The sequence below is a fragment of the Agarivorans sp. QJM3NY_33 genome, from assembly GCF_050870865.2.
GTDB lineage: Bacteria > Pseudomonadota > Gammaproteobacteria > Enterobacterales > Celerinatantimonadaceae > Agarivorans.
This window is the reverse complement of record NZ_CP194039.2, coordinates 651570-665184: the sequence shown is the minus strand read 5'-3', so window position 1 is coordinate 665184 and position 13615 is coordinate 651570. Positions and strand designations below refer to the sequence as shown.

11 protein-coding genes are annotated in these 13615 nt (G+C 46.0%); 8 read left to right on the top strand and 3 right to left on the bottom strand.

Annotation, left to right across the window (positions count from 1 at the left end):
* Positions 1–184: 184 nt before the first annotated feature.
* The 6 genes from ACRRSY_RS02940 (at position 185) to ACRRSY_RS02915 (ending at position 8850) form a co-directional block, all read left to right on the top strand.
* Positions 185–1951 carry a sodium:solute symporter family protein gene (locus tag ACRRSY_RS02940; protein ID WP_432454661.1) on the top strand — a complete coding sequence of 589 codons (1767 nt, stop codon included), beginning with the start codon at positions 185–187 and terminating at the stop codon, positions 1949–1951.
* Positions 1952–2017: 66 nt separating this feature from the next.
* Entirely contained in the window at positions 2018–3184 is a 1167-nt protein-coding gene (locus ACRRSY_RS02935; RefSeq protein ID WP_432454662.1) for an oligogalacturonate lyase family protein, read from the top strand.
* Between the two features lie 371 nt (positions 3185–3555).
* On the top strand, positions 3556–4914 hold the full coding sequence (locus tag ACRRSY_RS02930; RefSeq protein ID WP_432464323.1) for a serine hydrolase domain-containing protein: 1359 nt from the start codon (positions 3556–3558) through the stop codon (positions 4912–4914).
* A gap of 159 nt (positions 4915–5073) precedes the next feature.
* On the top strand, positions 5074–6195 hold the full coding sequence (locus ACRRSY_RS02925) for a DcaP family trimeric outer membrane transporter (protein WP_432464322.1): 1122 nt from the start codon (positions 5074–5076) through the stop codon (positions 6193–6195).
* Positions 6196–6949: 754 nt separating this feature from the next.
* Positions 6950–7702: a hypothetical protein gene (locus ACRRSY_RS02920; protein WP_432454665.1), complete on the top strand. Its 753-nt coding sequence runs from the start codon at positions 6950–6952 to the stop codon at positions 7700–7702.
* A 191-nt stretch (positions 7703–7893) separates the two neighbouring features.
* Complete coding sequence (locus ACRRSY_RS02915) at positions 7894–8850, top strand: helix-turn-helix domain-containing protein (protein ID WP_432454666.1); 957 nt, start codon at positions 7894–7896, stop codon at positions 8848–8850.
* Positions 8851–9021: 171 nt separating this feature from the next.
* Here the strand turns inward: ACRRSY_RS02915 and ACRRSY_RS02910 are convergent, their stop codons facing one another.
* The 3 genes from ACRRSY_RS02910 to ACRRSY_RS02900 are packed head-to-tail and all read right to left on the bottom strand — an operon-like array spanning position 9022 to position 11574.
* Positions 9022–9936, bottom strand: a complete 915-nt coding sequence (locus tag ACRRSY_RS02910) for a metal ABC transporter substrate-binding protein (protein WP_432460866.1) — start codon at positions 9934–9936, stop codon at positions 9022–9024.
* Positions 9933–10829, bottom strand: coding sequence for a metal ABC transporter permease (locus ACRRSY_RS02905; RefSeq protein ID WP_432454668.1), 897 nt, complete (start codon positions 10827–10829; stop codon positions 9933–9935). Before ACRRSY_RS02905 ends, ACRRSY_RS02910 begins: the two co-directional genes overlap by 4 nt.
* Positions 10822–11574: a metal ABC transporter ATP-binding protein gene (locus ACRRSY_RS02900; RefSeq protein WP_432454669.1), complete on the bottom strand. Its 753-nt coding sequence runs from the start codon at positions 11572–11574 to the stop codon at positions 10822–10824. Before ACRRSY_RS02900 ends, ACRRSY_RS02905 begins: the two co-directional genes overlap by 8 nt.
* Positions 11575–11868: 294 nt before the next feature.
* Here ACRRSY_RS02900 and ACRRSY_RS02895 point away from each other — a divergent pair, with 294 nt between their 5' ends.
* On the top strand, positions 11869–12477 hold the full coding sequence (locus tag ACRRSY_RS02895; RefSeq protein ID WP_432454670.1) for a DUF1826 domain-containing protein: 609 nt from the start codon (positions 11869–11871) through the stop codon (positions 12475–12477).
* Positions 12478–12505: 28 nt separating this feature from the next.
* On the top strand, positions 12506–12973 hold the full coding sequence (locus ACRRSY_RS02890; RefSeq protein ID WP_432454671.1) for a Fur family transcriptional regulator: 468 nt from the start codon (positions 12506–12508) through the stop codon (positions 12971–12973).
* The last annotated feature ends 642 nt before the right edge of the window (positions 12974–13615 follow it).

Sequence of the window (13615 nt, the reverse complement as noted above, 5' to 3'; positions counted from 1 at the left end):
CGGGGATAAAATACTAAATAATGAGAGGTAAAATCGAAAATAATCGCAAGCAGGCGCACAGTGATCAAGATCACACTTTAAGCGTAAAACACAAATAATGAACCGATGTTTCGATTTTTATCAAATACCGTTTTCTTTTTTACCTTATAATGCCTGCAATTAATTTAGCGTTTAGGATTTAACCATGACATATGATTATTTAGTCATTGCAGGCTACTTTGCACTAATGGTTGCGATTAGCTTAATCTTCAAAAAAATGGCAAGTAACAGTACCAGCGATTACTTCCGTGGGGGCGGTAAAATGCTTTGGTGGATGGTGGGAGCAACTGCTTTCATGACTCAGTTCTCAGCTTGGACCTTTACCGGTGCGGCTGGTAAAGCCTATAACGATGGCTTCGCGGTACTCGCGGTATTTATCGGCAACATGGTCGCCTATGTTTTTGCCTACTTCTATTTTGCTCGTCGCTTTCGCCAAATGCGAGTCGACACCCCAACCGAAGGCGTTAGACGTCGTTATGGTTCAACCAATGAGCAATTCTTCACCTGGGTAATCATTCCTTTGAGCGTGATTAATGCTGGCGTATGGCTGAATGGTTTAGGGGTTTTTGCTTCAGCAGTGTTCCATGCCGACATTATCACCACTATTTACGTCACTGGTGCAGCAGTATTGGTGATTTCATTGCTGAGTGGTGCATGGGGTGTGGTCGCATCTGATTTCATTCAAACCTTAGTGGTCGCTGTGATTTCTATCGCCTGTGCAGGCGTTGCGCTCTATGCCGTTGGCGGCCCAGGCGAAATCATCAACGAATTCCCCGGAGGCTTCATTATGGGCCCCGATATGAACTACCCGCTGTTATTAGTGTGTACTTTCATCTTCTTCGTGGTGAAACAGCTACAAAGTATCAACAATATGCAGGAGTCTTACCGTTTTCTAAATGCTAAAGATTCTAAGAACGCCAGCAAAGCCGCTTTAATGGCGCTCGTGATGATGGTTGTTGGCGCTATTATTTGGTTTATTCCACCATGGGCATCAGCCATTTTATATCCCGATGCGGCCGCGGCCTACCCAGAGTTAGGGGCGAAGGCTCGCGATGCGGTATATCTGGTATTCGCTCGAGAAACCATGCCTTTAGGTACCGTAGGTCTACTCATGGCAGGTCTATTTGCGGCGACAATGTCCTCGATGGACTCGGCGCTTAACCGTAACTCAGGTATTTTTGTACGTAGCTTCTACTCCACCATTGTTCGTAAAGGACAAGCTGACGACAAAGAGCTACTACGTGTGGGTCAAATCGCTTGTTTAGTCAACGGTGTCTTGGTTATTTTGATGGCTCAGTTCTTCAACTCATTGAAGCACTTAAGCTTATTCGACCTAATGATGCAAGTCGCCACGCTACTCCAATCACCGATCCTAGTCCCCTTATTCCTCGGTATCATTATTCGTAAAACACCGAAGTGGGCTCCTTGGGCTACGGTTGTTGTGGGTATGTTGGTCTCTTGGTCTGTGGTCGAAATCTTCACACCACAGTTTGTAGCCACTTGGTTCGGCATCGATAGCATTACCGGTCGTGAAGCAGGCGAACTACGCACCATTATTACGATTGCAGCACACTTGATCTTCACCGCTGGTTTCTTCTGCATCACAACCTTATTCTACAATGAAGCGAAAGACCCTTATATTGCGACAACTAAGGACTTCTTCGAAGATGTAGACCGGGAATGTATCGCAGAAGAAGGACAAGACATTGTTGATCGGATGCAACGTGCAAAACTGGGCAGCTTGGTAATTTATATGGCAGCTGGTCTAACCCTAATGGTATTCATTCCAAATCCATTATGGGGACGCCTACTCTTCTTGGCCTGTGCGGCAGCAATATTTGCAGTGGGCTACGCCCTGAAGAAGAGCGCGAAGTTGGATGTGAAACAACCGACTGCGGTGTCTGCAATATAATTCTATGATTTCATTTACTGGCTGCTATCGTATGAGTGCAGCCTTTACTCTATCGGAGATATATTTATGGCTAAAGGCAACGTCGTCACACTAGAGTTTGAATCTTTTCTAGATAGTGATACCCAAGTAAAAGTGACTCGATTAACTCCTAAAGATATCACCTGTCATCGTAACTACTTCTACCAGAAGTGCTTTACTCAAGATGGTAAAAAACTGTTATTTGCAGGTGATTTTGATGGTAATCGCAACTACTACTTGGCGGATCTAGAGACTCAAAAAGCAACTCAATTAACCGAAGGTGCTGGCGATAATACCTTTGGCGGCTTTGTTTCCAACGACGATAAAGCAATGTTCTATGTGAAGAACGAGCTTAACCTAATGAAGGTTGACCTTGAAACACTAGAAGAAACTGTGGTTTACACCGTTGATGATAAATGGAAAGGCTACGGCACTTGGGTTGCCAATAGCGATTGCACCAAGCTGGTTGGCATTGAGATCCTGAAAAGCTGCTGGGCTCCCCTAACCGACTGGAAAATGTTCCACGACTTCTATTTCACCAATCCAACTTGTCGCCTGATTAAAGTTGACATTACTACCGGTGATGTGAGCGTTGTTCACCAAGCCGACGCATGGTTAGGTCACCCTATCTACCGTCCGTTCGATGACTCAACGATTGGCTTCTGCCACGAAGGTCCGCACGACGTTGTTGACGCACGCATGTGGTTAGTTAATGAAGACGGCAGTAACGTTCGTAAAGTCAAAGAACACGCGGAAGGCGAGTCTTGTACCCATGAATTCTGGTATCCCGATGGCAGCGCCATGGGCTACGTGTCTTACTTCAAAGGACAAACCGACCGGGTGATCTACCAAGCGAACCCTGAGACCTTAGAAAATGAAGAAGTAATGGTGATGCCACCTTGTTCACACCTAATGAGCAACTTCGATGGCTCACTGATGGTTGGTGACGGTTGTGATGCACCAGTAGATGTTGCCGATGGCGACAGCTATGACATCGAGAACGACCCCTTCTTGTACGTGATGAACACCAAAAACAAGAGCTTTAAGAAGTTGGCCAAGCACAACTCCTCTTGGGAAGTATTAGGCGGCGACCGTCAAATCACTCACCCTCACCCATCATTTACGCCAAATGATGACGGGGTATTATTTACCAGTGATTTTGAAGGTGTTCCTGCAGTTTACATCGCAGAACTTCCAGAACAGTTTAAAGCCTAATTAAGCGCTTCGCCGTTCAATTCAACAAGCCTCCGCTTCGCGGGGGCTTTTTTGTTTCATCGCGGCCAGCAAACGGGGCCATAAGGCCTACAGCAATCCGTCCATACGCTTAATCAAACTTAGCAAATCAAACATCCGCTCATAGTTAAATCTAATCGCGCTGAAGGCCTGCGCCTTAATAGCAACAATTGGCAAGCCCTAACATGCTTTAACCGCACCTAGCACCGACTTCCCCCCTATTAGCCACTAAGCGGCTATCAAAGCCTGTCGCTAATAATTGGCTTAAGGATCGGCAACTTGGCGTAAAGTGACCTATAAACCGGATTGGCTGTTTCGTATATTAGTCCCACACAAACACAGGAGACAACATCATGAAACTTAAACCAATCGCCTTAATCTTATCTTCTCTTGCTCTTAGCGGTGTCGTACAAGCTGTTGAGAACCCCGTTACAGCGGCCTTAAAAGCCGAGGGCGCACAAGTGACTTTACCGGTACAAGCTGCCCCACAATCCTTTTCAAATGAATTTGTAGACTCTGCGCGAGCTCAGTTTAACAACTTCCACTGGCAAATGGGGGGCGACCACGCCTTATACTACAACATGCATATGAGCGAATTCATGCCTACTGCTGTTGCATCTCCCAGTGAGCATTACAAACCTCTGATTAAAGAGCTCCATCCCGAACTGGCTCAGCTGACCGTACATACCGAAAGCAAGGGTGAAATGACTATGCAAGACTACCTTGCAGACCCTAAATTCCGTACCCAAGGATTTATGTTGATCCACAAGGGTAAAATTGTCTATGAAGCATACCCAGGCATGAAACCAACGGACCGACACATTTGGGCATCGGCAGCCAAAACCACCGTTGGGACCGTGGTCGCGATGCTCGCCGAAGAAGGGAAAATCGATCACAACAAAATCATCACGGAGTATGTCCCCGAGCTAAAAGGCACAGTATGGGATCAAGTGACAGTGCTCAACGCGCTGAATCATGCAACAGGTTTAGACAATGAAGAGACCGAAGCATCCATCATGAATCCAGACTCACCCGTGGTGCGTTTCTTTGCCTCTGCATTTGGCTCTCCACGTTTCTCAACGGGTCAACATGAAAGCTGGATAGATGTCGCTCGAGATACCAAAAAAATTGAAGGGGATGCCCCCGGTAAGCAGTTCCGTTATGCATCCATGAATACCATTGTTCTCACCCAGATGATCGAGAATATCGAAGGCACCACATGGGCAAAAGTGTTCGAAGACCGGGTCTGGTCGAAAGTGAATGCACGCCAGCCCATGCTGATTAACCAAACACCTGATGGTATGGCTATCGCCGTTGGTTTGGTGTCCACAACGCTGGAAGATATGGCTCGCTGGGGAACCCTATTTACGCCAAGCTGGAGCGCGGTCACAGACGAACCCATCGTTTCGCAAGCAATGCTCGACCGGATCCATAACAATGGCGATAAAACTGCATTTGCCGGAACCACTAAAGAAGCTAGCTCGTTACATGCATTTAATGAAAAGGCATCTTACAACTCATATCAGTTCGATTATATCTTCGAAGATGGCGCGATGTCTAAAAGCGGTAACTTAGGGCAGTTCATCTATGTCGATCCAGACCGTGATTTTGTCGGTGTCGTGTTCTCAACCAACCCTTACCACTCTGGTTTTGGTGAAAATAAAGCACCTGCGCTGATGCGTTCCGCCGCTAAAGTACTTGCTGGTCATTAGAGTTCGGATGGCGGTTTCATTGAGAAACCGCCAAATTAGTTTCAGTGTTATTCCTCGTTATACACGCTCCTGTGTTGAGGAGTAGCACTTCTTTTTGACTGAGCTGGTGGAGCACGGCGGTCTTGCTTAAGTATTGTTCAATCATTCAAGTGATTTCATATGAAAACCAAACTAATTCCCCTCGCTTATGGTTTGATATTGGCAAGCACCCCTTGCCTTGCCTCTGACATTGATTATCAGTTTGGCGGCTCAATAAAAACCATCATCACTCATGATAGTGACGCCGCGGGTGTCGGTATTAATATTCCCGCCAACAGTTTGTATGGAAAAAGTCATCACAGCGATACCAAGTTAGATGCGTCTCTATCACAATTTAAGTTCGCGGCTGTCAAATCTTTTCGCGACGGCAGCCACCTTCAGTCATTACTGGCCATGGACTTTAATGCGAACAATGATGCCAGTATGTCACCGCGACTACGTGAGGCCTATCTGAGCTGGCAATGGCACAATAGTCAGATTTTGGCTGGTCAAACTTGGTCAACCTTTATGGACATGCGTAACTACCCGCTCTCGTTAGCCGAGCCCACCCTCAGTGGCGTGGTCTTTAAACGCCAAACCATGGTTCGTTGGTCGCAAACCCAGGGGGCATTTAAATATGATCTTGCCCTTGAAAATGGCACCAATAGTGATATCCAAAATAGCAGCGAAGATGCGATAGACAACAGCGGCTCATCACCCGATTTAATCATCGGGCTGGAATGGACACATCAGCATGGTTGGCTCAGAGCAAGTAGTGCATTCACTGAGGTTCGTCTGGCGAGCGAACAAACAGAATTTAGCAAGTTAGGCTATGGCGTTCAACTTTCCGGAGGTTGGTCCCCCACACCCAGAGACCAAGTTTCATTACTCGCCTACACAGGGCAAGGCACCGACCGCTACCTGTTAGGTCTGTCGAACACAGGCAGCAGTTGGAACTCAGCCGAGAAAACACTAGACTTACGAACCACTCATAGTGTTATGGCCTCTTATACACGCTATTGGCGTCCCGATCTCAAGTCAGTACTGGCTTATGGAAGAGTCGCCAGTCGCGCGCTCGATTGGCAAGATACATCGACCATCGATACCTTTACCTCCAGCCAGTATGGTCTACTCAACTTGCTCTGGAATATTAAACCAGACCTCATGTTGGGGCTTGAATATAATTACTCACAATATGAGCGAAACATTACAGGCACGCGTGATAATCACCGTGTGATGTTAGGCATGGAATGGAAATACTAACCGCGCCGACCTTGCTTGGGTAAGCTTGTTGCCGAAAGTGATTGATATCGGCAACACGAAACCATAGCGATAAATGAAGTAAAACACCGATTCAAACCGCATCCTTCATCCCCCCATGAGCGAAAGGGCTCACACCTCACCCATAACGTTTAAACCACTTGAGCGGTCTAAGCAAGCCCTAACTCCTACGATCGACACTCGAAATATACCTACAAAAATACCTTGAATAGCAACTCATAGCTGATAAGGCACTGTCCCATAGATAACAAAGAGACAGAGCCTTCCACAAGGCCAATCGTAGACTGGCAAATCAGAAACGAGTGAGTAATCAAAACAAATTAAAACTCAAGTGAATAACAGGCTTTATGCTCAGTTCTCGATGCAATTTAGCCAAACTTGATGGCCTTGTTTGCGATCACTCTTGATTTAAACCCAAGCCTTTTCCACCCAAGGCAAACCAAAATTGAATTCAAATAACTACATTTGATGGCCCACTTAGAACCAGAGATCGAACATTCGAAGTGCGGCACGAGTAATGAGACCAAAGCTTATCCAGTGCGCTTGACAGAGCTCATCAGTATCGATGCCTTGGCGACTCATCGTGCAGCCCGCTCCAAAAATAACCATTCATGCTGCCAGCTTGATGCGCCGAATAGCCTCTCAGTCCCAGCAACACATATCTGGCGCAAAGTGACCTATATCGATAAATCGCCAATGTTTATAGTGTGCTCAAGATAAACACAGGAGCACAAATATGAACAACTTCACTAAAACCATCTTAACCAGCACTTTACTATGTTCGAGCATTGGCCTCAGTCACGCAGCTGAATCTAAAGATAAAGTTGACCCTTCCAACCTTACAGCCGTGAATACCTCTGCCTACATAGGAATGAGTAATCAGGGAGATGTGAAACTATCAGGTTCAGTAGGCTTTGGCCTTAAAAATGGCCAGATGGCAATGGGAACGCTTGAAGGGAGCATGGATCGAGACGGAAATTATAATGATAGCCGACTACAGTATTTCCATGTATTTAATGTGGGAAACACCTTGGTACCAACCGCAGCAGCCTCACTGGATTTAATCGACAACCAAAACTTTACAACCCTAGCTGTAGGCGCGGTGGCAATGTTTAAACCAAATGTAAAAAATCTCACCATTTTTGGTCGCGTCGGGGTTTTAGCCGGTGAATATGATCAAGACTTTGCCGCGATGATGGGAGAAACTGATAATAATATCCTCGGGGGTATGGCTGCTGCTTATTTCTCTTGGAAGCCTGGTGCAGACGGCACTTACTTAATGTTCTCTCCTGAATATACTTATATGGACGGCGACATTACCACTTCAAGCTTAAAAACATCAATAACTCTAGGAACCCCACTGTCGAGCGATGGTAAACGCTGGGGACAATTCAAAATTGAACATAGCTCTGGCAATATGAAGTCGAGCAATCAAAAAATTGAGATTAATGACACGGTTGCTTGGGCCTTTTACAAAGTGTACTTCTAAGGCATTGGCGGATTAAAAGCAGGGATAGCTTTTAGTCAAACAATCCGCTAACGCTGCAGAGCGACATCAAACATCGATATTCACGATAGAATTAACGCCCTTAAAAAGCACCTGAACTGCATATATTGCTCTCTAGTCTATATCCTATAAGATAAACCTTGGTCATAAGGAATATCATCAGAGAGCAAGGAATGCCAAATAACATCAATATTACCAATTTGAATAACCTGCTTCCCTTTATCGATTACTTTGAGCGCAAGGGCATAGAATGGAAAAGCGTAGCCCAACGCTATCGTTTTCCTGACGATATGAGCCAAAGCGGATCTTGGATCCCAAGCCATCAAGCAATGGGATTTATCAATACCATGATGCAAAATACCAACCAACGCGTTGGTCTGGAAGTTGGGCGCCTAATTACCTTAGAACAAATTTCCCCCAATCTACACTTAGAAATAAGCAAGTGTCAGCGTTTAGAACAAGCTGTTCAGCGCTTAATCGAATTGATGCCCACCTTAAATAACCATGTGGTGATTTGGCCAGAAAAAATCGATGGTAAATGGTTTTTATGTCATCGCGGGGCATACCACCCATCGGCTTTGGGCTATGACCAAACCGAATGGTTTCGCGCTTTCGCTTTACTTTCTTTGTGCCGAATCTATTGTGGGAAAGACTGGCAGCCCGCCTCAGTTTTTATGAGTATCTCAAGTCATTTGGCAAGTAATCTTCCGGCCTCTTTTCGCGCGACGTCTTTCACCTTTAGTTATCCCTTTGGCGCCTTAGAAATTCCGTTACCGGATAACTTCACACCCGTTGAGTTACAAGCGAGACAATCCCATTGGCTGCAAACGCTGGATGCTTTGATTCATACCTATGCTGTATTACCGTGGTTTAATGTTGAATGGTTAGCTCTGCTTATTGGCAGCTCACCACGAACTTTGCAAAGACATTTCACCGAACTGGGTTTAACTTTTCGTCGATTAAGAGATGAGGCGCGATGCACTCGCGCCAAAACACTGTTGCGTGAAGGCGTATCCCCCTTTGAAACGGCTTGGTTATGCGGCTATAACGACCTGTCAAACTTTAACCGAGCCTTTAAAGGATGGCTTAAACAAACGCCCTCCCAATACCAAAGGCTCTGCGCAAAATAGGCCTCCCCTAAGGCAAGTGCTCAATTCGCTGACCGCACTAGCCCAACAGAATCAAGATAGATGCACCTAAATGCGCCATACCCAAGTTTTGATTAAAGAGACTCAAACACAAATGCTTCATTCAGGACTTAAGTATCAAATATGACTCATAATTCAAACCACTTACCATCACTAGCGAAGCGCATTCACCAAGGTGCTTACATTATATTTCATCATCGAAATGTAACTTGCGGCGGGTTGATCTTTTGCGGATAAAGCATCCGAATACAATTCGCCACCAATCTTCACGCCAGTCTCGCGTGCGATCTGTTTGATTAAACGAGGATCTGAAATATTTTCGACAAATACCGCTTTGATATGTTGTTGACGAATTTGTTTAATAATAGCGACAACCTCAGCCGCTGAAGCTTCCGACTCGGTGCTCATGCCTTGCGGTGCAGTAAAGTGAAAGCCATAATCTCGAGCCAAATAGCCGAAAGCATCGTGTGAAGTAATCACCTGACGTTGATCTTCTGGGATCTGCGACATTTGCGCCTTAAGCTCAGTTTGCAATCGAGTCAGTTGCTTTAGATAAAGTGCAGCGTTTTGCTTAAAATAAGCCTCATGCTGCGGTGCCACGGTCACTAAAGCATGACGAATATTTTCTACATAAGTACGCACATTCACCACGCTATGCCAAGCATGGGGGTCGAAGTCTCCATGGTGATGCTCTTGGTGCTCACTGTCTCCATCTTGATGATGCTCAAGGTGAATCACATGAATGCCATCCGATGCGGTGACTTTTAGTCCATGAAATCCTGAAGATCCAACCAAACGATCCATCCATCCCTCAAAGCCTAAACCATTCACGACCAATAAATCGGCCTCTGCAACGGCTTGCGCATCTGCAGGCGACGGTTGATAGACATGGGCATCACCGTTGGCACCCACAAGGTTCGTGAGTTGTATTTGCTCACCTCCAACTTGCTGAACAAGATCTTGCAACACACTAAAGCTAGTCACCACCTTCACTGGGGCGGCAATACTTAAGGTCGGTATAAATATAGAAAAATAAATGAATACGGTGACAAGGTATCTCTGAATCATAACTGCATATCCTTATGTTGATGGGCAGGGGTTTGCTTGCATTGATGACGCATCAACAAACCATTTTGTGGACTAAAAATTACCGAAAGCAAATAGCCAACGGTGAGTAAAAGAACAATGCTAGGGCTCGTGGCAAAGCCAAAATAATAGGAAAACAATAAGCCAGCCCAGCAAGCGCTGATACTCAGTGCTATCGACAGTAACAACATGGGTTCGAGCTTACGGGTCCAAAATCGCGCGATACAGGCAGGCAAAATCATTAAACCGACTGCCATTAATGTTCCAAGGGCATGAAAACCAGCGACCAGATTCGCAACCACCAAAAACATAAATGCCAAATGTGCAATTTTTCCGCTCTTGCCAAAGCCATCCAGATAGTCATGGTTTAATGATTCGAGAACCAGTGGCCGATAGATAAGAGTGAGGATGAGCAGGCTGCACAAACAGATCAGTAAAAGTAGCGTTAACGCGGTATTGTCTAATGCTAGCGCGGTGCCAAACAGCACATGCAGCAGGTCGATGCTGCTACCTTTGGCTGAAATTAACAGTACCCCTAAGGCTAACGAGCCTAAATAATAGGCGGCTAAGGTGCTGTCTTCACTGCTATTGGTTTTGAGCGCGGTTGCGCCAGCTAACATGGCCACCAGCAAACCCGCAATTAAACCGCCAATGGTCATAGCTAACACGGAAAGCCCGCACATTAAATAAGCCAAGGCAGCACCAGGCAGGATTGCATGAGCCATAGCGTCGCCAGTTAAACTCAAACGACGCAACATCAAAAATACCCCGATCGGCGCAGAGCCCAGCGATAATGTTGCACAACCTAACAGCGCTCTGCTCATAAATTGATAGTCAATAAACGGGGCAAAAAGTATCTCGCTCAACTCAAGCATACTCTGCTCCCGATAATGGCTGGTTAGGCGTAAACCCTGCTAACTCCTGCAGCGGATGATCCGCCTGCCCAGAGCAACTTGAACTGAATAATTGCAGGCTACGACCTTGCGTAATGCCACCAGCATCAAACAACAAACAGTGTTCAAAGTGCTGCTTCACCAACTCAAGATCATGCACTGCAGCCACGATTGTGGCACCATTTTGCTGACAGCATTTAAGCTGATGTAGTAGCACTTCAACCGTAGGTTCATCTACGCCATTAAAGGGTTCGTCGAGAAGTAACAGCTTACTGCGCTGCAATAACATGCGAGCAAATAAAGCTCGCTGCAGCTGGCCACCCGACAACTCACTTAGTAACCTGGTGGCTAAATCTTCAATGCCCACCTGTGCCAGTGCTTGTTGCACCTGTTGCTGGTAAGGCCGCATCGAACGCCACCAACCTGTTTCAGACCACAAGCCAGTACTCACAAAGGCCTTAAGGTCGATCGGAAAGCTCCGTTCTACACTTAAATGCTGCGGCAAATATGCGATGTCTTGTCGTGGATTAATCTGATAACTCAAGTGACCGCTCAAGGGCTTAATCAGCCCCAATAACGTTTTAAGCAAAGTAGACTTTCCTGCGCCATTAGAGCCAACCAATGCCAACATGCCATTGTTTGGAATAGCAGCATTTAAGTCGCTCACAATCGGCTGATGTGGTTGATAACCAATGCTTAAATGATCCATAGAAATGATTGCTTGCATGCTTTAAGCGACCCAGTAAGTCAATACGCTCAGGCCAATCGCCAGCAAGACAAAAGGGAATAGCCGAGTAATAATACCGTGAAAATAAAAATGCATGACTTCACCATCTCTTTACATAATGTTACGATGTAACATATCATTCAATCAATCATAAAGTAAAGAGGATGAAGCCTTGATATTTAACTATCCCACGTTTGCCAAAAAACCAATCATCCACATACAACCAATCACCCATGGGCTTGGCTTCCAGCATTGCCTAGATCTTGAACGGCAATCGAAAGCGGGCTTGAAACAATGAATGCGCAAATCAGCGACACGCTGACCAGTAAAGCAAACACCCCCGAGGTATTAACCGAAATCTATGACAGCAAACGCGAACTTACGGTGTGGCTGCGCGATACCGACTCAGACATTCTCGACTATGCACAAACGCTGGTTGCCAGTCACAGCATGTTTCGGGGGATCACTGCCCGCCTAAGCGTTGGCGAAGTGTCGGACTATATGAGCCAGAAGTTACCTGCGGGGCCAGGACGTGCAGCTCTGATTGAAGATCTGGTGCTCATCTGCGACATGTTCAGCTGTTTGTTCGAACTGGAGCATATCGGTTTGCGTTTGGTCAAACTTGAGCAAAGCATGTGTCCTAAATTTCATTGTGATCAGGTACCATGTCGGTTACTGGTCAGCTACCTAGGTGCAGGCACAGAATACCGTGATTTAGCAAGCCGTAACGGCTCAAGCAGTCCAACAGAAGCACCTGCGGTTCATAATATTCCTTTGTTTGCCGTTGCACTGCTAAAAGGACAAGGTTGGGAGGACGATAGCGAGCATGGTTTGTTCCACCGCTCGCCCACCTCAAATGAGCTTTATCCTCGCTTATTACTAAGTTTAGATTTTGCGAGTTAGCTTGGTTTACAGATAATTTAAGGTCACTATGACGCAACAAAAAAATGAAGCCATTGTGAGTTGTGCGATAAGCCGATGCAAAGACTCCGGTGCTCGCTTAACCGTAAAACGAGAGCAGATCCTTAGGGTATTGCTAAACGCCAACAAGCCACTGTCGGCCTACGAAATACTCGATCTGTATAACCAACAAACCGAGCAGTCTATGCTGCCCATGTCGGTATATCGGATCCTTGAATTTCTCGAGCAACATCAGTTAGTTCATAAACTAGGTTCGCAAAACAAATTTGTTGCCTGCTCGCATATTCACGACCAATGTCACCATCAAATTTCCCAGTTTCTGATCTGTCGAGAATGCCAACAGGTGAAAGAAATCACCATTCCCCAGCATCTAATCGACGAAATAGGGCTTCGCGCAAAAGATGTTGGCTACCATCTTCTTAGCCCTCAGCTCGAGCTTGAATGTATTTGCGACAATTGCAAATCGAGTCAAGTCTAGTAAGCCATATCGACCTTCAAGTTGTTTAGAAAGAGCTCCCCGATCTCGCAGAGCAGGCTAAGCTTCGGCTTGCATCATGGCTTTGTTCGCGGCCAAGCATCGCGTTAAAACCATGGCCATAATCTTTAACCACTTTTAGCCAAGTAACAAGAAGCTAGGATTGTATTTAGTTGTTGTGGTCGCGCCATTTCTGCCAATTATTACTTGGTTGCCGTTCGCATATGGCTTCAACTTTAGATCAGCTTTTATTGCCTATAGCGTATTAGCTCTTTTCTCATTCATAGGTGCAACGGCTTTACAGTTCCTAAAAAGTAGCAGACCTTTAAGCATCATCTACTTTCTTCTTGCTCTACCTTCAAGTTGGTTTTTAACAATTTTCGGTGCATGCTCTATCTACAGTGACTGTCTGTAGATAGAGCATGCACTCAATCGGGTAGTCGAAGGTGTCTATCCTCCAGCCCCCACAACACCCTACATGTGGCTCTGCACAGGGCGTGTTCTGAAACGTTTAAAATACAAGCCTTGGTATTCCAGTGGTGGCTTCTGATTTCGCGCCACCATTGCTAAGTCCGGTCGGACACAGAACGAGTAGGCGGCGCAAGCCCCTCACTCTTCATCAAAAAACAGGAACATGCACTGTCT

What these genes read in the sequence shown, in the direction of transcription:
- ACRRSY_RS02920 (WP_432454665.1), top strand. Translation starts at nt 6,950, where the DNA reads ATGAACAACTTCACTAAAACCATCTTAACCAGCACTTTACTATGTTCG.
- ACRRSY_RS02900 (WP_432454669.1), bottom strand. Translation starts at nt 11,574, where the DNA reads ATGCAAGCAATCATTTCTATGGATCATTTAAGCATTGGTTATCAACCA.
- ACRRSY_RS02910 (WP_432460866.1), bottom strand. Translation starts at nt 9,936, where the DNA reads ATGATTCAGAGATACCTTGTCACCGTATTCATTTATTTTTCTATATTT.
- ACRRSY_RS02925 (WP_432464322.1), top strand. Translation starts at nt 5,074, where the DNA reads ATGAAAACCAAACTAATTCCCCTCGCTTATGGTTTGATATTGGCAAGC.
- ACRRSY_RS02940 (WP_432454661.1), top strand. Translation starts at nt 185, where the DNA reads ATGACATATGATTATTTAGTCATTGCAGGCTACTTTGCACTAATGGTT.
- ACRRSY_RS02935 (WP_432454662.1), top strand. Translation starts at nt 2,018, where the DNA reads ATGGCTAAAGGCAACGTCGTCACACTAGAGTTTGAATCTTTTCTAGAT.
- ACRRSY_RS02890 (WP_432454671.1), top strand. Translation starts at nt 12,506, where the DNA reads ATGACGCAACAAAAAAATGAAGCCATTGTGAGTTGTGCGATAAGCCGA.
- ACRRSY_RS02915 (WP_432454666.1), top strand. Translation starts at nt 7,894, where the DNA reads ATGCCAAATAACATCAATATTACCAATTTGAATAACCTGCTTCCCTTT.
- ACRRSY_RS02930 (WP_432464323.1), top strand. Translation starts at nt 3,556, where the DNA reads ATGAAACTTAAACCAATCGCCTTAATCTTATCTTCTCTTGCTCTTAGC.
- ACRRSY_RS02905 (WP_432454668.1), bottom strand. Translation starts at nt 10,829, where the DNA reads ATGCTTGAGTTGAGCGAGATACTTTTTGCCCCGTTTATTGACTATCAA.
- ACRRSY_RS02895 (WP_432454670.1), top strand. Translation starts at nt 11,869, where the DNA reads ATGAATGCGCAAATCAGCGACACGCTGACCAGTAAAGCAAACACCCCC.